17 protein-coding genes are annotated in these 18,891 nt (G+C 70.5%); 5 read left to right on the plus strand and 12 right to left on the minus strand.

What is annotated here, in order from left to right; translation table 11 throughout:
- Positions 1-25 precede the first annotated feature (25 nt).
- Positions 26-1,471, plus strand: a complete 1,446-nt coding sequence (locus AAHG09_RS02220) for a cytochrome P450 (protein WP_342105108.1) — start codon at positions 26-28, stop codon at positions 1,469-1,471.
- Here the strand turns inward: AAHG09_RS02220 and AAHG09_RS02225 are convergent.
- From AAHG09_RS02225 to minC (AAHG09_RS02255), 7 genes are all read right to left on the minus strand, one after another.
- Positions 1,452-2,336 carry an alpha/beta fold hydrolase gene (locus AAHG09_RS02225; RefSeq protein ID WP_342105109.1) on the minus strand — a complete coding sequence of 295 codons (885 nt, stop codon included), beginning with the start codon at positions 2,334-2,336 and terminating at the stop codon, positions 1,452-1,454. The genes AAHG09_RS02220 and AAHG09_RS02225 overlap by 20 nt on opposite strands.
- Positions 2,337-2,492: 156 nt before the next feature.
- The gene (minE, locus tag AAHG09_RS02230) at positions 2,493-2,831 is read right to left on the minus strand and encodes a cell division topological specificity factor MinE (protein WP_342105110.1); all 339 of its coding nucleotides are present in this window, start codon (positions 2,829-2,831) and stop codon (positions 2,493-2,495) included.
- Entirely contained in the window at positions 2,828-3,643 is an 816-nt protein-coding gene (gene minD / locus AAHG09_RS02235; protein ID WP_244041462.1) for a septum site-determining protein MinD, read from the minus strand. The genes minE and minD overlap by 4 nt, the downstream gene beginning before the upstream one ends.
- Positions 3,644-3,672: 29 nt before the next feature.
- Positions 3,673-4,401, minus strand: coding sequence for a septum site-determining protein MinC (minC, locus tag AAHG09_RS02240; RefSeq protein WP_342105111.1), 729 nt, complete (start codon positions 4,399-4,401; stop codon positions 3,673-3,675).
- A gap of 245 nt (positions 4,402-4,646) precedes the next feature.
- Positions 4,647-4,937 (minus strand): type II toxin-antitoxin system RelE/ParE family toxin, encoded by a 291-nt coding sequence (locus AAHG09_RS02245; RefSeq protein WP_342105112.1) that lies wholly within the window; start codon positions 4,935-4,937, stop codon positions 4,647-4,649.
- A complete protein-coding gene (locus AAHG09_RS02250; protein ID WP_342105113.1) occupies positions 4,925-5,203 on the minus strand; it encodes a CopG family ribbon-helix-helix protein in 279 nt (92 codons plus the stop codon). The genes AAHG09_RS02245 and AAHG09_RS02250 overlap by 13 nt, the downstream gene beginning before the upstream one ends.
- A gap of 126 nt (positions 5,204-5,329) precedes the next feature.
- Positions 5,330-6,085: a septum site-determining protein MinC gene (gene minC / locus AAHG09_RS02255; RefSeq protein WP_412759973.1), complete on the minus strand. Its 756-nt coding sequence runs from the start codon at positions 6,083-6,085 to the stop codon at positions 5,330-5,332.
- A gap of 115 nt (positions 6,086-6,200) precedes the next feature.
- On the opposite strand from minC (AAHG09_RS02255), the gene addA reads away from it, so the two are divergent.
- Entirely contained in the window at positions 6,201-9,686 is a 3,486-nt protein-coding gene (gene addA, locus AAHG09_RS02260) for a double-strand break repair helicase AddA (RefSeq protein ID WP_342105114.1), read from the plus strand.
- Between the two features lie 188 nt (positions 9,687-9,874).
- A complete protein-coding gene (trxA, locus tag AAHG09_RS02265) occupies positions 9,875-10,198 on the plus strand; it encodes a thioredoxin (protein ID WP_243925026.1) in 324 nt (107 codons plus the stop codon).
- Positions 10,199-10,315: 117 nt separating this feature from the next.
- On the opposite strand, the gene AAHG09_RS02270 is transcribed toward trxA, so the two are convergent.
- The 4 genes from AAHG09_RS02270 to trpA all read right to left on the minus strand — a co-directional run bounded on the left by AAHG09_RS02270 (position 10,316) and on the right by trpA (position 14,635).
- Complete coding sequence (locus AAHG09_RS02270; protein ID WP_342105116.1) at positions 10,316-11,215, minus strand: outer membrane protein; 900 nt, start codon at positions 11,213-11,215, stop codon at positions 10,316-10,318.
- Between the two features lie 266 nt (positions 11,216-11,481).
- A complete protein-coding gene (locus AAHG09_RS02275) occupies positions 11,482-12,807 on the minus strand; it encodes a bifunctional folylpolyglutamate synthase/dihydrofolate synthase (RefSeq protein WP_342105118.1) in 1,326 nt (441 codons plus the stop codon).
- A 10-nt stretch (positions 12,808-12,817) separates the two neighbouring features.
- Positions 12,818-13,714 (minus strand): acetyl-CoA carboxylase, carboxyltransferase subunit beta, encoded by an 897-nt coding sequence (gene accD / locus AAHG09_RS02280; protein WP_342105120.1) that lies wholly within the window; start codon positions 13,712-13,714, stop codon positions 12,818-12,820.
- Positions 13,715-13,795: 81 nt separating this feature from the next.
- Positions 13,796-14,635: a tryptophan synthase subunit alpha gene (gene trpA, locus AAHG09_RS02285; protein WP_342105121.1), complete on the minus strand. Its 840-nt coding sequence runs from the start codon at positions 14,633-14,635 to the stop codon at positions 13,796-13,798.
- Between the two features lie 149 nt (positions 14,636-14,784).
- Between trpA and AAHG09_RS02290 the strand changes: the two genes are divergently transcribed.
- Positions 14,785-15,447, plus strand: coding sequence for an HAD-IA family hydrolase (locus AAHG09_RS02290; RefSeq protein ID WP_342105122.1), 663 nt, complete (start codon positions 14,785-14,787; stop codon positions 15,445-15,447).
- A gap of 87 nt (positions 15,448-15,534) precedes the next feature.
- Positions 15,535-18,219 carry an MGH1-like glycoside hydrolase domain-containing protein gene (locus AAHG09_RS02295; protein ID WP_342105123.1) on the plus strand — a complete coding sequence of 895 codons (2,685 nt, stop codon included), beginning with the start codon at positions 15,535-15,537 and terminating at the stop codon, positions 18,217-18,219.
- Here AAHG09_RS02295 and AAHG09_RS02300 read toward each other — a convergent pair.
- Entirely contained in the window at positions 18,182-18,589 is a 408-nt protein-coding gene (locus tag AAHG09_RS02300) for a Ros/MucR family transcriptional regulator (protein WP_342105125.1), read from the minus strand. The two genes, AAHG09_RS02295 and AAHG09_RS02300, sit on opposite strands and share 38 nt — an antisense overlap.
- Positions 18,590-18,891: the final 302 nt, after the last annotated feature.

Genomic DNA, 18,891 nt, shown 5'->3' on the forward strand with positions numbered 1-18,891 from the left:
CCGTCTCCGGCACAGGATGGCACCCATGCCCGTTCTTCTGGACGCGACCGTGACACAGGCCGGAACCACCCCGAGCCTCGCCGGGCTGCCGCGCGTGGTGCCCCCGCACCGCGTGCCGCCGGAGCGGGAGCTGCCGATCTGGGCCTATCTCCGCTCGATCCGCGACAACAGCCTCCGGGGCTTCCCCCGGCGCGCCTTCGAGGAGCCGGTGACCCGCCGGGGCCTGCTCGGCCGGTCGAGCTTCGTGCTGAATGACCCGGAGGCGATCCGCCGGGTCCTCGTCGAGAATCAGGCGAATTACGCCCGCACCACCGGGACGATCCGGATCCTGCGCCCGATCCTCGGCGACGGGCTCCTGATCAGTGAAGGTTCGGCCTGGCGCCACCAGCGGCGGACGATGGCCCCGGCCTTCACGCCGCGGGCGATCGACGGCCTCGTGCCGCACATCGCGGCCGCCATCACGGATGGGCTGGACCACATCGCCGACGAGGCCGCGGCGGGCCCGGTCGACCTGTTCACGGCCTATCACCGGCTCGCCCTGGAGGTGGCCGGGCGCGCCATGTTCTCGGTGGGCATGGACGAGCACGGGGCGGAGCTGCGCCGGCTCATCATCCAATACGGGAAGCGGATGGGCCGGCCGCACCTCCTCGACATCGTGACGCCGCCGGGTTGGCCGGTGCCGCTCGACTGGTCGCGGGCGCGCTTCCGCCGCCGCTGGATCCCGTTCCTCGATCGGATCATCGCGGCCCGCCAGGCCTCGGGCCGGAGCCATGCAGGGTCGGGCGACCTGCTGGACCTGCTCGCGACGGCGCGCAATCCCGATACCGGCGCCGCCTTCACGCCGGCGGAGCTGCGCGATCAGGTCGCCACCATGATCCTCGCCGGCCACGAGACCACGGGCGGCACGCTGTTCTGGGCCTCCTACCTGCTGGCCCTTGCCCCGGAGGTGCAGGAGCGCGTCGCCGCGGAGGCCCGGAGCGCGGACCTCACCGACCCGACCGGCTGCCAGAGCGACGGACGCCTCCCCCTCACCCGCGCGGTGATCGACGAGACCCTGCGCCTCTACCCCGCGGCCTTCGTGGTGGTCCGGCGGGCCCTCGGGCCCGACACGGTGGCGGGGCATGCGGTGAAGACCAGTGACATCGTGATGGTCAGTCCCTGGGTTCTCCACCGGCATCGGTCGCTCTGGTCGGACCCGGAGGCCTTCGATCCCGGCCGGTTCCTGCCCGGGGCGCCGCCGCCGTCGCGTTTCGCCTACCTGCCCTTCGGCGCCGGTCCGCGGGTCTGCATCGGCGCCCAGTTCGCGCTGAGCGAGGCGGTGCTCGCATTGGCGCAGGTGCTGATCCGATTCCGGATCGAACTCGATGGGGACGAGCCGGTCCTGCCCCAGGCGGTGGTCACGACCCTGCCGGAGCGGTTCGCCCGGTTCCGGCTGATCCCGCGGGATCCGGTCAGCCCGCGATCCCCGTGATCGTCGCGGAGGCCGAGCGCGGGTCGCGCATCGGCCAGCGCCCGGTCTCGACCTGCGCGAGGAACGCGTCGAGCAACGCGTTGTAGGCGTCGGGCTCCTCGACCGAGAGGGCGTGGCCGGTATTGGGCAGGATCGCGAGGCCCGCCGAGGGGATCACCCGCTTCAGCATCAGGCTCGGGGCGAGGCAGGGCCAATCCTCATCGCCGGTGACGATCAGGGTCGGCACGGTGATCCGGCCCAGCGCGTCCGTGAGGTCGTAGAGCGAAGGGCGTTCCCTCTGGACGCCGAGCTGCGTGTTGGCCGAGCCGACAGCGGAATGCTCGGCCAGCAACCGCTTGAACTCGGCATGCCCCCGCGGATCCTTGTTGGCGAACTGCACCCGGGTTGGCCCGTAGGCGTAGCGCTCCGCGAAGGCCGCCATGCCGTCGCGGCGCAGGAGTTCCGCGGTCGCCGTGGCTTCGGCCCGGAACGTCGCCTGCCGGTCCGGTTCGGCGCCGTAGCCGCATCCACCGAGGCACAGCGACAAAGCGCGGTCGTGGTGGCGCAGGCCGAAATGCAGGGTCGCGAAGGCGCCCATCGAGATCCCCACGACGTGGGCGCGCGGCGCGCCGATCTGATCGAGGATCGCCAGGATGTCGTCGGCGGCGCGCGCCTGGGAATAGGCCGCGACGGACTCGGGCACGTCCGAGGGCGGATAGCCCCGGGCGTTGAAGGCGATCGCGCGGTAGCGGCGGCCGAAATGGCGCAGCTGCGCCTCGTAGCTGCGGTGATCCCCGGCGAATTCGTGCACGAAGACCAGCGGCGTTCCCGATCCGCTCTCCTCGTAATGGAGGCGGATTCCGTCGTCGGTGGTGGCGCTCGGCATGTTCGCTCCGTGAACGCTCTCCCCCGCGCGAGCGGAGTTAGGGCGACGCATCGAGCGGTCGAGGGCCGGGCCGTGAACCCAAAAGGCGACGCCGCACCCGGCGGACCGGGCGCGGCTATCGCAGTGTCGTGCCGGCGGGAGAGACCCCGCTGCGGCTCAAGCGGCCTTCTTGGAGGATCCCGGCCGGCCGCCCTTGTTGGCGGCGACCTCGGCGAGCTTGGCCGCGAGCTTCGCGTCGAGCTTGGCGGCGGCACCGAGCGGGAGCTCGATGTCGAGGCCGAGCGTCGAGACCGCCTCGCCGCGCTCCAGGGTGACCTTCACCTTGTCGGGCTCGACCGCGACATGGTTGGCGATCACCGCCAGGATCTCCTCGCGGAGCTGGAGCACGAGGTCGGGACGACCCGACTCCGCACGCTCGTGGGCCAGGATCAGCTGCAGGCGGTCGCGGGCGACCGACCCGGAATTGCGCTTCTGGAAGATCCCGAGGATGCTCATGCCGCCCTCCGCATGAACAGCTTGTCGAGGAACGACTTGCGCTCGACCGGCAGGCTCATCGGCACCTCCTCGCCCTTCAGCCGGCGTGCCGCGTCGGCATAGGCCCGCGCCGGGGCGCAGAGGGGGTTGTTGAGGGTCACCGGGCAGCCGAGGTTCGAGGCGCGCAGCACCTCCTGGCTCTCCGGGATGATCGCGAGCAGCGGGATCGACAGGATGTCGAGCACGTCCTCGGTCTTGAGCATGTCGCCGCGGTCGGCCCGGGACGGGTCGTAGCGGGTGAGGATCAGGTGCTTCTCCATCTCCTCGCCCTTCTCGGCCTTGGCCGTCTTGGAATCGAGGAGGCCGATGATCCGGTCGGAGTCGCGCACCGAGGAGACCTCGGGGTTGGTCACGACCACCGCGATGTCGGCGTGGTGCATGGCGAGCTGGGCGCCGCGCTCGATGCCGGCGGGGGAGTCGCAGATCACCCAATCGAACTTCTCGCGCAGCTCCTCCATGACCCGGGCGACGCCCGCATCGGTGAGCGCGTCCTTGTCGCGGGTCTGCGAGGCCGGCAGCAGGTGCAGGGTGTCGACCCGCTTGTCCTTGATCAGCGCCTGCGGCAGCTTGGCGTCGCCGTTGACCACGTTGATCAGGTCGTAGACCACGCGGCGCTCGGCGCCCATGATCAGGTCGAGGTTGCGCAGGCCGACGTCGAAATCGACGACGCACACGCTCTGCCCGCCCTGCGCCAGGGCCGCTCCGAGGGCCGCGGTCGTCGTCGTCTTGCCGACGCCGCCCTTGCCCGATGTGACGACGAGAACCTTTGCCACGCGTCGATCTCCCTTAATCCAGAGCTTGCTCAGTCCAAGCTTGCCATTCGGATGTTGCCGCCATCGAGCCAGACCTGGGCGGCCTTGCCGCGCAGGGTCGTGCCCATGTCCTCCGCCGTCCGCACGAGGCGGTCGATCCCCAGCAACTCGGGTTCGAATTTGCGGCAGTAGATTCGTGCGCGCGGATTGCGCGCGGCTCCGGCGATCGCGCGACCGCGCAGGGCGCCGTAGACGTGGATCGAGCCCCCGGCCAGGATCTCGGCCCCCGAGGAGACCGAGCCCATCACGGTCACGTCCCCGGTCGGGTTGATGACGCTCTGACCGGACCGGACCGAGCCCTCGACGGTGATCGAGGTGACCACCGGTTGCGGCGGCTCCGCCGGTACGCTCGGGATTTCGACCTTCTCGGTCGGCTGCCCCTTGAGCAGGAGCGGCGGCAGCCCCGCACCGACCGCGTCGGCGCCCTCGATCCCGAGGACCGAGATGCCACGGGCCCTAAGTTCGTTCATTAACGTTTCGAGGGCGTCCGGCTCAGGCTTGAGCTGGGCGCAGTCGAGGATGACGGCCCGGCCTTTCAGCAGGGTCGGCGAGCGCTTGAGCGCCGCGTCGAGGCCCGCGAGCCACTCGGGGAGTGGCGGCTCGGGGGAGAGGGCCAGGGCCTTGAAGGCCCGCCCGCGCAGGCTGAGCGGCCGGGGCGCGGAGGGAGATGCCGCCTGGGCGGTCTCCGGTTCGATCGGCTCGGGGAGAGTCTCGCTCATGTCCGCCCGTTAAGAGTCCTTACCGGACCATTGACGGCGGGTATGGTTACCGAAGGGTTAAGTTTCTGATCCGGTCGGCAAATTCTGCCGGGATCCTGGTATCGGTGCAGCGGAGGACGCTTGCAGAGCATCTATCGCCCGTCGGCGCGCGAACCATGCCCTCGGGTCGCGACGATGCTCCAGCCTCGGAATGAACGGAAATCTCTATTCGACGACGCCGTGCGCTCAAGCGTATGACCGCCCGGTCAGAACCCGGCTTCTTTCTGATGTCGCACGGCCAGGATCGTTACCACCTCGCCGTCGAACCGATAGCGCGCGACGTAGCTGCTATCCCCGAAACCGATCAGCCACTCTCGATACTCTTCAGGGAAATCCTCGATCCTTCGGCCCATCCGCGGATGGACACCAAGCTTCTGAAGGCCCTGAATGATGATCGCGCCGGCTCGTTGAGCCGCCGACGGATTGTTCGGACGAAGAAACGCGCGCAGGCGCTGAAGATCGCGAAGCGCTGCCGCAGTGAAGACTACTCGTGGCATTCGGGCGCGGGACGCTCGTTCTCATCGCCCCAACTCGACAACCACTGCTCGACCTCTTCAGCCGTCACATGAAGGCCGGACGCTTGAGCTTCGTCCCAAGCCTTCAGGGTGTCCTGCCGCAGAAGCTCCCGCTTCTCCTCACGGTCGACATATTGGGCGATGGCTTCGCGCATGATGCCGTCGGGCGTGCGGCGACGGATTTCGGCAAGTTGCTCGATCCGACCCTTCAGCGCGTCATCGAGCTCGATGGATGTGGACGAGGCCATGCTGCGAACTCAAGGCGAACGGTTCTGAAGCCCCACTATAGAGGACCCCGCCAAGCCGTCGACATGGCCAACCCCGTGAAGCCGGGCGCCTATCGGATGACCAACGAGCCTGGGTCGGACGGACGCCTACCCTCGCTCGAACAGGTTCAGCTTGATCGCGTCCTCCAGCAGCCGGACCTCCACGGCCTGACCGCGGAAGGCCGGGTCGAGGTCGTCGGCGGCGCGGTAGAGGCCGTCGATCGCCACCAGCTCGGGCTCGAACTTGCGGCACCAGATCCGCGCGGCGGGGTTGCCCGCGGCGCCCGCGATCGCCCGGCCGCGCAGGGCGCCGTAGACGTGGATCGAGCCCCCCGCGATCACCTCGGCCCCCGAGGCGACGGCGCCCAGGACGGTCACGTCGCCTTCGAGATGCAGCACGGTCTGTCCCGAGCGCACCGGCGTATCGAGGATCAGCGAGCGTGCGGCCTCCTTGGGCTGCGGCTCCGGCGGCGCGGCCTCGCCGGGGGCGGGCATGGCGACCTCCCCGGCGGCGCGCCCGCCCGACAGGGCCGGCGGCATCCCAGGGGCCAGGAGAGCCGGCGGCGCGCCCTCGATCCCGAGGATCGCGATGTGGCGCGCGGCGAGATCCGCCAGCAGCCCGTCGAGGTCCTCCCGCGTCAGACGCAGGCCCGCGAGGTCGAGGATCACCGGGCGCCCCGCGAAGAAATTCGGCGCGCGCCGGTTCAGGGCGTCGAGGTCGCCGAGCCAGTCGGCCACGGGCGGGATCGGCGCCAGCACGGTCGCCATGAAGGAGCGGCCGCGGAAGCGGATCGGCGGGCGCGCCGGCTCGGATGTCGGCTGGGTCACGGGTATCTTCGATGTCGCTGCAATCGTCGCCTGCATCCATGCTTTGCCGGCGCGCGTGGGGCAATCCCGTTGCATCCTCTGTGACGCCAAGGCGGGCCCGTGAACGCGTTTCTGTTGTAGAGAGAGGCGGCAGCCGATCCGGACGGGACCGTTGAGCAGCCTCCAAGCCCCAAAACCCTTTGTCGTCGACGACCTGACCCGCGCCAACCAGCGCCGGGCGGCCGATCCGCGCGCTTCCGCCTGGGTCTCGGCCAATGCCGGGGCGGGCAAGACCAAGGTGCTCACCGACCGGGTGGTGCGCCTCCTGCTCGACGGGTCGCCCCCCGGGCGGATCCTGTGCCTCACCTTCACCAAGGCGGCGGCCGCCAACATGGCGATCCGCGTGTTCCGGCTGCTCGGACGCTGGGTGACCCTGGACGACGCGACGCTGGCCGCCGAACTGGCCGAGCTCACCGGCGAGCGGGCCGGGCCGGAGCGCCTCCGCATGGCGCGCCGGCTCTTCGCCCGGGCGGTCGAGACGCCGGGCGGCCTCAAGATCGAGACCCTGCACGCCCTATGCGAGCGGCTGCTGCACATGTTCCCCTTCGAGGCGAACGTGCCGGCGCGCTTCGTGGTGCTCGACGACACCAAGGCCCGCGAGATCTTCGAGATCGAGATGGCCAACGTCCTGGCCGACGCGGTCTCGAACGGCGACACGCCGCTCAGCGCCGCCCTGGCCCGGGTCGCCCCCGAGGCGACGGGCGACGCCCTGCGCGCGGCGATCCGGTCCGCTTTGCGGGCCCGGAGCTTCGTCGGCGATGCCGCCGGTCTGGAAGCCGCGTTCGGGCGCCTGCACGGGGCGCTCGGCCTCGCCGCCGAGGAGACGGCCGAGCGGATCGAGGCCGCGATCCTCGAGGGCGGCCCCGGATGCCGGCCGGACGACAGGGCGGCTTTGGTGGCGGCCCTCCGCACCGGCAAGGCCAACGACGAGAAGCTCGCCGACGCCCTCGCCGAGGCGGAAGCCGAGCGCGTGCGCTCGGAAGGACGGCCCGATCGGGCCGAAGCCCTCGCGCTCTACCGGTCGGTCTTCTTCACCCAGAAGGACGAGCCCAAGGCCGACAGCAGCCTCGGCACCAAGGCGGTGCCGGCCACAGCCAAGGAAGCGCTGATCGCCGAGCGCGACCGGCTGGACCCGCTGTTCGACCGCCTGCGCGCCGCCCGGGCCCATGCCCGCACGCAGGCCCTGTTCCAGCTCGCGGCCGAGATCCACCGCCGGGTGGAGGCGCAGAAGGCGCGGCTCGGCGCCCTCGACTTCGACGACCTGATCCACAAGGCCCTGGACCTGCTCGGCCGGGTCGGGGCCGGCTGGGTCCTGTACAAGCTCGACCGGGGCATCGACCACGTCCTGGTCGACGAGGCGCAGGACACCAACCCGGAGCAATGGGCGATCCTGCGGGCGATCACCCAGGAATTCGCCGCCGGCGAGGGCGCCCGGACCGGCAGCCGCACCCGTTTCGCGGTGGGCGATCCCAAGCAGTCGATCTACGGCTTCCAGGGCGCGGAGCCGCGGGAATTCGCCCTGACGCGGGCGGCCTGGATCGCGGAATCGCGCTCGGCCGGGCTGATCTTCGAGGACGTGCCGCTGACCCTGTCGTTCCGCTCCACCAGCCTCGTCCTGCGGGCGGTCGACGCGGTCTTCGCCCTCGACGCGCACAATGAGGGCCTGTCCTTCGAGGATACGGTGCGCCGGACGGTCCATGCCAGCGCGCGGCCCGGCGCGCCCGGGGCCGTGGAGCTGTGGCCGATCGCCGAGCCCGAGCCGGCGGCCGAGCCCGATGCCTGGACCGCCCCGGTCGACGCCCCCGAGACCAGCGCCCCGGCGATCGTCACCGCGCGACGGGTCGCGCAGGCCGTGCGGACCTGGATCACCCGGGGTGACGCCACCGGCCGGATCTGGCGCCCCGGCGACGTGCTGATCCTCGTGCGCAAGCGCGGACCGGCCTTCGAGGAGGTGATCCGCGCCCTGAAGGGCCTCGGGGTTCCGGTGGCCGGCCAGGACCGGCTGGAGGTCTCGGCCCATATCGCGGTGGCCGATCTCGTCGCCGCCGGCCGGGCCGGCCTCCTGCCCGCCGACGACCTGACGCTGGCCACCGCGCTCAAGACGCCGCTGGTCGGCCTGACGGACGAGGATCTGGTACGGATCGCCGCCCGCCGCGACCTGTCGGAGACGCTGGAGGATGCCCTCCACCGCCACGCCACATCGGGGGATGCCGCAGCGACCCGCGGGCTCGCGGCGCTGACGGAGTGGATCGCGCTGGCCGGCCTGCACGGCCCGTTCGGCTTCTACGCGCGGCTCCTCGGGCCTCTGGGCGGCCGAGCCAAGCTGGTGGCGCGGCTGGGCGGCGAGGCGGGCGATGCCATCGACGTCTTCCTCGCCGCCGCCGCGCAGGCTGAGACCGGCGAGGACGCCCCCTCCCTCGGCGGATTCCTGTCACGCTATGTCGGCGCCGAGGCCGGGCATACGGTCAAGCGCGATCTCGAGTCCGGGCGCGACGAGGTGCGCGTCATGACGGTGCACGGGGCCAAAGGCCTGGAGGCGCCGGTCGTGGTGCTCCTCGACGGCTGCGAGCCGCTCGGCCGCAACGACCCGCCCCTGCTGCCCCTGGCGGAGGCCGGAACGGCACTGCCGCCGGTCTGGTCCGGTGGGCGCACGCAGGATTGCGCCGCCACCGAGGCCGCCCGGGCCGCTCTGCTCGCCCGGTCGCGGCAGGAGCACAACCGCCTGCTCTACGTGGCCATGACCCGGGCGGCCGACCGCCTCATCGTGGCGCCGTTCCGCGGCCACGAGCGCGAGACCGAGGCCGCGTGGTGCCGGATGATCCAGGCCGGCCTGGAGGCGACCCTGGGCACGGGCCAGACCGTCGACCTCCTCTACGGCCCGGCGATCGTGTGGCACGACGGGACGGAGGCCGCCCGCAAGCGCGACGCACCGGCGGCGATCCCGGCGCCCGAGCCTGAGCCCGGCTGGCTCCGCAGCCCCGTGCCGCCGGAGCCGGAGCTTCAGTCGCTCAACCCGTCCGGGGCGCTCGCGGCCGCGGACGGCACCCGCGTGCCGCCGCCGCGCCTCGCCGACGCGCAGGCCCGGCGGCGCGGCATCCTGATCCACGCCCTGCTGCAGCACCTTCCCCGCGTCGTGCAAGACCGGCGGGAGGCGGCCGGCCTCGCCTTCGTCCGGTCCCGGGCGCCCGGGCTGCCCCGGCCTGCCCATAGCGCCATCGTCCGCTCCGTCCTGCGCATCATCGACGATCCGGACCTCGCGCCCCTGTTCGCACCGGACGCCCGCGCCGAGGTGAGCCTGTCGGGGCGGGTGCGCACGGCGGCCGGCGAGCGCGTGGTCCAGGGCCGCGTAGACCGGCTCTGCGTCACCGCGGACTCGGTGCGGGTCGCCGACTTCAAGACCGGGCGCCCGCCCGATCCGGATGCCCCCCTGCCCCCGGCCGAAGCCGGCCAGATCGCCCTCTACGCGCGGCTCCTCGGCCAGATCTACCCCGGCCGCACGATCCGCCCCATGCTGGTCTGGACATCCGGGCCGGTGATCCGCGCCCTCGACGCGGCCGATATCGCGGCGGCGCTGGAGCGGGCCGGGATCGCGGCGTAAGATCGATCCGGTGGGCGTGTCCGACATGCGCCAGCGCACACGCATGAGGCATGTCCCCATGACGGATCATGCCGGCGCATCAGGACTTCTTGACCACGCCCCGACCCGTCGCCAATTCTGGTCGAACCGCGCGGGCCCCTGCCCGTCCGACGCCGCCCTCCAGGCGGCGACTTCCGAAGGGTGACGTTATGGCGACCATGAAGGTAACCGACGCGAGCTTCGAGCAGGACGTTCTTCAGTCCGCCGAGCCCGTCGTTGTGGATTTCTGGGCGGAGTGGTGCGGCCCCTGCCGCCAGATCGGCCCGGCCCTTGAGGAGATCGCCACCGACCTGCAGGGCAAGGTGAAGATCGCCAAGGTCAACGTCGACGAGAATCCGCAGATCGCCGCCCAGTACGGCATCCGCTCGATCCCGACCCTGCTGCTGTTCAAGAACGGCGAGCGGGTCGATCAGAAGGTCGGCGCCGCCCCCAAGGGCGACCTGTCGCGCTGGATCGGCGCCCAGACCGCCTGACCGAAACACGCTGACGACAAAAGGAAAGCCCGGCCGCAAGGCCGGGCTTTCTCGGTTTCGAGCCCAGATCTTGTTGTTTCCGACCCCGGGCCGAAGCCCGGGATCAGGCTTTCGGTCTCAGTACGAGCCGAACTTGTAGTTCAGGCCGGCGCGGACGACGGCGAAGTCGTTCGAGTTGCGGCTGCTGCCGGTGACGGCATAGACCGGCTGATACGCGCCGTTGACGGCGGCGGCGCCGACCAGCGGCAAGCCGGTGCGGTTGCGGTCGAGGCTGACGTACAGGCCTTCGACCTTGAACGTCACCGCCGAGGAGCGGAAGAAGTTCAGGAACGAGTCCGTGGGCAGGGCGAACTCGGCGCCGCCGCCGACTGTGTAGCCAGTCTTGAAGTCGTCGCGGCGGCCGGCGAAGTTCTGGAACGCGATGTTCCGGGTGCCGTCGTCGGTGCCGGTGGCGTAGGCGAAGCCGCCGGTGGCGTACACGAGGGTCCGGTCGAAGGCGTAGCCGAGACGGCCGCGGACGGTGCCGAAGAAGTCCAGCGTGTTCAGCGTGCCGTTGACCGGCAGGAAGCCGGCGTTCACGGCGCGGGCGTTCGTGGCGTAGCGCGGGCGACCGCCGAAATCGAGGTACTGCGCGTCAGCCTCGAAGCCGACCACGATGCCCGAGCCCGGGGTGAACTGGTAGTTGTAGCCGATCTGACCGCCGCCCGAGAAACCTTCGCGGTTGTTGCGGTTGTAGAGCAGCACGGAGCCGTTCGGGGCCAGGGCCTGGTAGGGCACGAGGCCGGCGCCGGTCAGGACGGCCGGGCTGCCGGCGGTCTGGACGAAGCCGCTGTTGTTGGAACGGCTGCTGGCATCGAACGCGTAGCCGGCGTTGATACCGAAATAGGCGCCCGTCCAGGTGAAGACCGGAACCGGCGTGAAGACCGGCGGCGGCGCGGCCCGGCGCGGAAGGTCGGCGGCGGATGCAGCAGCCGTCAAAGCCGTAAACGCGGCCAAAGACGTGATAAGACGCTTCATTACTATGCTCCCCAGCAGTAGCCCGATCGATCATGAATTTAGGCGATGGGGTCCGCCGCGGATGTAGCTTGGCCGCCACAGCCGGGGGAAAGCGTGAGCGGACGACGTCTTTCGTCGGGTCGATTACGGCGAATAGACGACCCGAGGGTGGCAACGCACGGAAAATCGAGAGTTGTCTTCGGTCAGTAGTGACATCCGCAAGATGCAAGGCGGTTACTTGCGGACCCTGGGGCGCCCCTGATTCCGAAGAGACCGCCCGGGCGGCGTCAGACCGGCGGGGTGTCGTTGGCGGCTAAAACTAAGCCGGCCAAGTAAAGCGAGCCGCAGATCAGGATGCGCGGCGGCCGCTCGAAGGCGATGTCCTTCACCATCGCGAGGGCCGCCTCGATGCTCGGCGCCGTATAGGTCGAGAGGCCGACGCCCTCGCCGATCCGGGCGACTTCGTCCGCCGGGCGTGCCGCCAGCGTGCCGCTGATCGGCACCGCCACGAGGGCCCGCGCCAGCCCGACGAAGTTGCGCAGGAAGCCGTCCGCGTCCTTGGTGCCGAGCAGCCCGACGATCAGCACGAGGGGCACGTCGCTCTTCTCGCCGAGATCCGCCATGGCGGCGGCGAGAATCCGGCCGCCGTCGATGTTGTGGCCCCCGTCGAGCCACAGCTCGGTGCCGGAATCGAGCTGGGCGGCCAGCCGACCGCGGCCCAGGCGCTGGAGCCGGCCCGGCCACTCGACCTCGGTCAGCCCCTTCTCCAGGGCCGTGATGCCGATATCGCCGAACCCGGCCGCCCGCAGGGCCGTGATCGCCGTGCCGGCATTGACCAGCTGATGGCGCCCGGCGAGCCGGGGGCGGGGCAGGTCGAACAGGTCGGTCTCGTCCTGATAGACGAGCCGGCCGCGCTCCTCGTGGACGGAGAAATCCTGATTGCCCACGAAGATGGGCCCGGCGCCGATCTCCTCGGCGCGCCGGCACAGCACGGCGTCGGCCTCGGCATAGTCCTGGGCGGCGATCACCGCCGGGCAGCCGCGCTTGAAGATCCCGGCCTTTTCGGTCGCCACCGATTCGACCGTGTCGCCGAGGTACTCGGCGTGGTCGCGGCCGATCGGCGTGACCACCGCGCAGGCGGGTTGCGCGATCACGTTGGTGGCGTCGAGCCGGCCGCCGAGCCCGACCTCCAGCAGCAGCACATCGGCCGGGCTCTCCGAGAACAGCACCAGGGCCGCCGCCGTGGTGATCTCGAACATGGTGATCGGTTCGCCGGCATTGGCGGTCTCGCAACGCGCGAAGGCGTCCGCCAGCCGGTCCTCGTCCACGAACTGCCCGCCGCCGATCCCGCCGATCCGGATCCGCTCGTGGAAGCGCACGAGGTGGGGCGAGGTGTAGACATGCGCGGCCAGCCCCCCGGCCTCGAGGATCGCCCGCATGAACGCGATGGTCGAGCCCTTGCCGTTGGTGCCGGCGACGTGGATCACCGGCGGCAGGCGCCGCTCCGGATGGTTGAGCTTGGCGAGCAGCCGCTCGATCCGGCCGAGCGACAGGTCGATGGTCCGCGGGTGCAGCGCGAGGAATCGCGCCATCAGGGCATCGGACGAGGCCATCGCGCGGGCTTTACGCCGCCTCGGCGGCCGAGGCCGCAGTCACCGGCTCGGCGACGTTGGTCAGGAGGCCGCAGAGGCGGGCGATGGTCTCCTTGAGCTGGTGGCGGTGGACCACCTGATCGACCATGCCGTGCTCGCGCAGGTACTCGGCCCGCTGGAACCCGTCCGGCAGCTTCTCGCGGATGGTCTGCTCGATCACCCGCGGGCCTGCGAAGCAGATCAGCGCCCCCGGCTCGGCGAGGTGGACGTCGCCCAGCATGGCGTAGGAGGCGGTGACGCCGCCGGTGGTCGGGTTGGTCAGCACCACGATGTAGGGGAGCCGCGCGGCGTTGAGGCGGCGCACCGCCACGGTCGTGCGCGGCATCTGCATGAGCGACAGGATGCCCTCCTGCATGCGCGCGCCGCCGGAGGCCGCGAACAGCACGTAGGGGGTGCGCTTCTCCAGCGCGGTCTCGGCGCCACGGACGAAGGCCGCGCCCGCCGCCATGCCGAGGGAGCCGGCCATGAAGCCGAATTCCTGCGCGGCCAGCACCATCGGCAGGCCGCCGACCCGGCCGAAGCCGATCTTGAACGCGTCCTGCAGCCCGGTCTTGGCGCGGGCCTCCTTGAGCCGGTCGACGTAGCGCTTCTCGTCGCGGAACTTGAGCGGATCGGCGGGGACCTCGGGCAGCGCCACGTCGAGCCACGTGCCCTCGTCGAACATCATCTTCAGGCGCGCCTGGGCGCTCATCTTGAGATGATGCTCGGAGCCGGGGATGACCCAGTGGTTGGCCTCCACCTCCTTGTGGAACACCATCTGGCCCGTGTCCGGGCATTTGACCCAGAGGTTCTCGGGCGTCTCGCGCTTGAACAGGGTCTTGATCCGGGGGCGCACCACCTCCGAGATCCAGTTCATCGGTTCGACCATCGCCTCGCGTCCGTCCGCTTCGAGCCCGCGCCAATATCAGGTGGCGGGCGCCTCACCGCCAGGGTCAGCCGGGAATTCCGCTCAGGCCGCCCGTTCCACCGAGGCGGCGCGCACGCCCTCGGCCAGTTCACGCACCAGCCCCGTCACCGCCGGGACGGTGCCGGCCTGCGGCCGTCCCTCGGCGTCGAGCGAGCGGACCAGCGCGTCCACCAGCGCCGAGCCGACCACCACGCCGTCGGCGCCCTTGGCGATCGCCGCCGCGTGGGCGCCGGTCTTCACCCCGAAGCCGACCACGACCGGAAGGTCGGTGTGCTGGCGGATGCGGCCGACCGCCTCCGACACCTTGCCGAAATCCGGCGTCGCGGTGCCGGTAATGCCGGTGATCGACACGTAGTAGACGAAGCCCGCGGTGTTCGCGAGCACGGCCGGCAGGCGCCGGGCGTCGGTGGTCGGCGTCGCGAGCCGGATGAAAGCCAGGCCCTTGGCGAGCGCCGGCAGGCACAGCTCGGAATCCTCCTCCGGCGGCAGATCGACCACGATCAGCCCGTCGATCCCGGCCGCCACCGCGTCCTCGAGGAAGCGATCGACGCCGTAGGTGTGGATCGGGTTGTAGTAGCCCATCAGCACGATCGGGGTGGTGCCGTTCTCCGCCCGGAAGCGGCGCACGAGGTCCAGCGTGACGGCAACCGTCTGTCCGGCCTTCAGCGCCCGCAGGCCCGCCGCCTGGATGGCCGGGCCGTCCGCCATCGGGTCGGTGAAGGGCAGGCCGAATTCCAGGATGTCGGCGCCGGCACCCGGCAAGGCCTTCAGGACCTCGAGGGAAGTCTCGGGATCGGGATCGCCCGCCATCACGTAGGTGACGAGGACGGCCCGGTTCTCCGCGCGGGCGCGGGCGAAGGTGGCGTCGATGCGGCTGGACATGGGTCGGGCAGGGTTCGCGGTTGCGGGCATCCGGGGCCCGGGGTTGCCCCGCGCTACACCAAAGCCGGCGGCCCGTGAAGCGGGCGGCGCTCGGCTCCCCTGCGCGCACCCCGGTTGCTGCCGTGTCGGGCTGCCGGTAGCCCTCCGCCATGACCACGACTCTTCCCTTGCGCCCGTTCGCCGCGCTGCTGTTCGATATGGACGGTACCCTCATCAGCTCGATTGCGTCCGCCGAGCGGACCTGGTCACGCTGGGCCACGGCGCACGGGCTCGACGTGGCGACGTTCCTGCCGACGATCCACGGCGTGCGCTCCGTGGAGACGATCCGCCGCCTCAACCTGCCGGGGGTCGATCCCGAGGCCGAGGCGGCGGCGATCACGGCCGCCGAGATGGAGGATGTCGCCGACGTCACCGAGATCCCCGGCGCGCGGGCGTTCCTGGCAAGCCTGCCGCCGGAGCGCTGGGCGATCGTGACCTCGGCCCCGAAGGCCCTGGCGCTCCGCCGCCTCGCGGCAGCCGACATGCCGGTACCTGAGCTGATGGTGGCGGCCGAGGACGTGTCGCAGGGTAAGCCCGCGCCGGATTGCTTCCTGGAGGCCCCCCGTCTGCTGGGCATCGCCGCGGCGGATTGCTGCGTGTTCGAGGATGCGCCGGCCGGGATCCGCGCCGCCGAGGCGGCGGGTGCATCGGTGGTCGTGGTGACCGCGACCCATCACGAGCCGGCCTCGTCCGGGCACCCCGCGATCCCCGATTTCCGCCACCTGCGCGCCCTGGCGACCCCGGAGGGCCTTCGCCTGACCACGAGGCTTTGAGACAGTTTCGGGAGGGTCACCGACTTCCGCTGCCGGCCGCGCAGCCCTATTCAGCGTCGCACAGGCCGTATCCGGAGCAGTGCGCCGATGATCAAGCCCGACGGTGCGAGACCAGGCCTGTTCGAGACCGCGGAAGGTCTCCGGCTGGTCGCGGCGCGCACGGATCCCGCTTGGCGCCGCTGGGGGCCGTATCTCAGCGACCGGCAATGGGGCACGGTCCGGGAGGATTACAGTCCCGGCGGCGACGCCTGGGACTACCTGCCCCACGACCATGCCCGGTCCCGGGCCTACCGCTGGGGTGAGGACGGGATCGGCGGCTTCGGCGACCGTCACCTCAACTGGTGCCTGTCGCTGGCCCTCTGGAACCACCGCGATCCGATCCTGAAGGAACGACTGTTCGGCCTGACCAACCAGGAGGGCAACCACGGCGAGGACGTCAAGGAACTCTACTACTACCTCGACGGCACTCCGACCCACGCCTTCATGCGGATGCTCTACAAGTGTCCGCAGGCCGAATTTCCCTATGACCGGCTCGTCGCGGAGAATGCCCGCCGCGGCCTCGACGATCCGGAATTCGAGCTGCTCGACACCGGCGTCTTCGACGAAGGCCGCTACTGCGATGTCGCGATCGAATACGCCAAGGCGGCGCCCGACGACATCCTGATGCGGGTCACCGCCACCAACCGGGGCCCGGAGGCCGCCGACCTCACCCTGCTGCCGCAGCTCTGGGCCCGCAACACGTGGTCGTGGAAGCAGGGCACGCCGAAGCCGGAGCTGATGGCGGGATCCGACGGGTCGGTCTGGGTGCGCCATCCCGACATGCCGCCGATGCGCTTCTTTGCCGAGGACGCGGCGGAGCTGCTGTTCACCGAGAACGAGACCAACACACACCGCCTGTTCGGCTCAGGCCCCGCCGCGGGCTTCTACAAGGACGGGATCGATCGATGCGTGGTCGGCGGCGATCGATCGGCCGTCAACCACCTGTCCGGCACCAAATGCGCGGCGCGCTACACGCTGCACCTCGGGCCCGGCGAGAGCCGCACCCTACGCCTGCGCCTGCGCGCCGAGACCGCGCCGGGGGAGCCCTTCGCGGATTTCGACGCCGCCTTCGCCACCCGCGAGGCGGAGGCGGACGCCTTCTACGCCGCCCTCCAGGCACCGATCGCCGATCCCGAGATGCGCCGTGTCCAACGGCAGGCGCTCGCCGGCATGCTCTGGTCGAAGCAGCTTTACCATTACGACGTGCGCGAGTGGCTCGCGGGCGATCCGGCCCAGCCCGCCCCCTCGCCCGAGCGCCGGTACGGACGCAACGGCGACTGGGCGCACCTGCGCGCCAACGACATCATCTCGATGCCGGATGCCTGGGAATATCCCTGGTTCGCCTCCTGGGACCTCGCCCTGCAGGCGATCGTGTTCGCGCTGGTCGATCCCGACTTCGCCAAGAACCAGCTCCTGCTCCTCGTCGATGAGTCCTACGCCCACCCGAACGCGGCGTTGCCGGCCTACGAATGGGGCTTCGGGGACGCCAACCCGCCGATCCACGCGCTCGCCGCCTGGCGGGTGTTCGAGCTCGACCGGGCGCTCACCGGCACGCCGGACCACGTCTTCCTCAAGCGGATCTTCAACAAGCTGACGCTGAACTTCACGTGGTGGGTCAACCGCAAGGATGCCGACGACCGCAACCTGTTCCAGGGCGGCTTCCTCGGGCTCGACAATATCGGGATCTTCGACCGGTCGAAGCCGGTCGGCGACGGCGCCACCCTGACCCAGTCCGACGCCACCGCCTGGATGGCCGCCTATGCGCTCGCCTTGATGCGCATCGCCATCGAACTGGCGCTCCGCGACCGGACCTACGAGGACATGGCGGAAAAGTTCTTCGAGCATTTCCTCCTGATCGCGGCGGCGACCGGCGACGGCGTGTGGGACGAGGAAGACGGCTTCTTCTACGACGTGATCGAGACCCGCGCGGGCGCGCGCCTGCCGATCCGGGTGCGGACGCTGGTGGGCCTGATCCCGATCTTCGCGGTGGCGACGATCGGCGAAGGCGATCTGGAAAAGCTGCCGGCTTTGCGCAGCCGGATGTCGTTCTTCCTCAGGAACCGGCCGGACCTCGCCGCCCTGGTGTCGCGCTGGAACGAGCCCGGCCAGGGCCAGTCCGCCCTGCTGTCGCTGCTGCGCGGGCACCGGCTGAAGGCACTGCTGCAGCGCGCCCTCGATCCGGCGGAGTTCCTGTCCGATCACGGCCTGCGGGGGGTCTCCCGCGTCTACAAGGAGAAACCCTTCTGCTTCACCTGGAACGGGCGGGATCTGGGTCTCGCCTACGAGCCCGCGGAATCGCGCTCGCGCCTGTTCGGCGGCAACTCGAACTGGCGCGGGCCGGTCTGGATGCCGGTCAACTATCTGCTGATCACCGCCCTGAACCTGTTCCACGACTATTACGGCCCGGACTTCCGGGTCGAGGCGCCGACCGGCTCGGGACGGACGTCGTCGCTCCGCGAGATCGCCCTGGACCTGTCACGCCGCCTCATCGCCCTCTCGACCCGCGGCACCGACGGGCGCAGGCCTGTCTACGGCGACAGCCGGCTGGAGCAAGACGACCCGCATTTCCGCGACCACGTGCTGTTCTTTGAATACTACGACGGCGATACCGGTCGGGGCGTCGGCGCCTCCCATCAGACCGGATGGTCGGGGCTCGTGGCGCTGCTGATCCAGGACGTCGCGACCGCAACGGCGCCTACTCCGCCGCCATCTTCACCCGGAGCCGCTGATTGACCCCGATCTGGCGTGAGATGTCGGAGCGAAGGGCGCTGTAGGTCGCCGACACCAGGGGATAATCGACCGGCAGACCCCATTTGACCCGGTAGGCCTCCGGCGTCAGCCCGCGGAGGGTCAGGTGCCGCCGCAGGGTCTTGTAGGGCTTCCCGTCCTCGAAGCTGACGAGGGCGTCGGGCCGGATCGAGGCTCGGATCTGCGCCTCGGTCGCACGCCTGACCGCAGGTTGCGACGGCTGGTTCAGCGACAGAACGGCGCTGTGGACCGTAGAGAGTATATCCGGCAGGATATCGGCAGGGACGCTGTTACGCGTGACATACGCGCTCAGGATGCGCGCAGCGATATCGACACTCGGCGGAATGGTCCGCATGGCCGCTTCCTCCGTACCGTCGTCATGCGACGGAGCGTTCTTTCGCGCAGCGATTTTGAGGCCGCCAAAACTTCAGTGTCGAATTCTCGACACAACCAAGAGGCGAATTGATTGATGAATCATTCTACCTAAAATATGTAATTTCAGTCAACGCCCATTCAGCGTGCACGCTTGGTCGATGGTCGGCCGGCGAACCGGATGGGCTGAACGTCTCCTGCGCTGTGCCTTGATGGCCGCACCGGGAGCGTCAGGGGCCGCCAGCGCCCGATCTGCCGAGAGCTCTTATGGGTCGCAGGGTGTCG

This window comes from Methylobacterium guangdongense (assembly GCF_038442355.1).
In the GTDB taxonomy this organism is placed as follows: Bacteria; Pseudomonadota; Alphaproteobacteria; order Rhizobiales; family Beijerinckiaceae; genus Methylobacterium; species Methylobacterium guangdongense.

Bases quoted from the DNA above. Each gene is read 5' to 3' on its own strand.
- AAHG09_RS02220 (WP_342105108.1), top strand. From the start codon at position 26: ATGCCCGTTCTTCTGGACGCGACCGTGACACAGGCCGGAACCACCCCG.
- AAHG09_RS02225 (WP_342105109.1), bottom strand. From the start codon at position 2,336: ATGCCGAGCGCCACCACCGACGACGGAATCCGCCTCCATTACGAGGAG.
- minE (WP_342105110.1), bottom strand. From the start codon at position 2,831: ATGAGCATCCTCGGGATCTTCCAGAAGCGCAATTCCGGGTCGGTCGCC.
- minC (WP_342105111.1), bottom strand. From the start codon at position 4,401: ATGAGCGAGACTCTCCCCGAGCCGATCGAACCGGAGACCGCCCAGGCG.
- AAHG09_RS02245 (WP_342105112.1), bottom strand. From the start codon at position 4,937: ATGCCACGAGTAGTCTTCACTGCGGCAGCGCTTCGCGATCTTCAGCGC.
- AAHG09_RS02250 (WP_342105113.1), bottom strand. From the start codon at position 5,203: ATGGCCTCGTCCACATCCATCGAGCTCGATGACGCGCTGAAGGGTCGG.
- minC (WP_412759973.1), bottom strand. From the start codon at position 6,085: ATGCAGGCGACGATTGCAGCGACATCGAAGATACCCGTGACCCAGCCG.
- trxA (WP_243925026.1), top strand. From the start codon at position 9,875: ATGGCGACCATGAAGGTAACCGACGCGAGCTTCGAGCAGGACGTTCTT.
- AAHG09_RS02270 (WP_342105116.1), bottom strand. From the start codon at position 11,215: ATGAAGCGTCTTATCACGTCTTTGGCCGCGTTTACGGCTTTGACGGCT.
- AAHG09_RS02275 (WP_342105118.1), bottom strand. From the start codon at position 12,807: ATGGCCTCGTCCGATGCCCTGATGGCGCGATTCCTCGCGCTGCACCCG.
- accD (WP_342105120.1), bottom strand. From the start codon at position 13,714: ATGGTCGAACCGATGAACTGGATCTCGGAGGTGGTGCGCCCCCGGATC.
- trpA (WP_342105121.1), bottom strand. From the start codon at position 14,635: ATGTCCAGCCGCATCGACGCCACCTTCGCCCGCGCCCGCGCGGAGAAC.
- AAHG09_RS02290 (WP_342105122.1), top strand. From the start codon at position 14,785: ATGACCACGACTCTTCCCTTGCGCCCGTTCGCCGCGCTGCTGTTCGAT.
- AAHG09_RS02295 (WP_342105123.1), top strand. From the start codon at position 15,535: ATGATCAAGCCCGACGGTGCGAGACCAGGCCTGTTCGAGACCGCGGAA.
- AAHG09_RS02300 (WP_342105125.1), bottom strand. From the start codon at position 18,589: ATGCGGACCATTCCGCCGAGTGTCGATATCGCTGCGCGCATCCTGAGC.